Origin of the sequence: Skermanella aerolata KACC 11604 (assembly GCF_000936425.1) — a bacterium.
Classification (GTDB): Bacteria; Pseudomonadota; Alphaproteobacteria; order Azospirillales; family Azospirillaceae; genus Skermanella; species Skermanella aerolata.
Genome location: NZ_AVFK01000265.1, coordinates 1 through 233, shown reverse-complemented (window position 1 = coordinate 233; position 233 = coordinate 1). Strand labels below are relative to the sequence as shown.

Annotated in this window: 1 protein-coding gene; it reads left to right on the top strand. The window is 63.1% G+C overall.

Annotated features, from left to right (window positions below):
* Positions 1-233 (top strand): ABC transporter permease subunit (locus tag N826_RS39485; protein WP_044438194.1); only part of this gene is annotated, 233 nt, incomplete at both ends.

Sequence of the window (233 nt, the reverse complement as noted above, 5' to 3'; positions counted from 1 at the left end):
CGGGCTGATCAACGGGTCCTTCTACGCGCTGCTGAGCCTCGGCTTGGCAGTCATCTTCGGCATGCTCAACGTCATCAACTTCGCACACGGCGCCCAGTACATGCTGGGCGCCTTCGCGGCGTGGATGCTGTTGAAGTTTACCGGTATCGGCTACTGGTGGGCGCTGGTCCTGGCCCCGCTGGTCGTCGGCCTGATCGGCGTCGTGCTGGAAAAGCTGATGCTGAGCCGGCTCT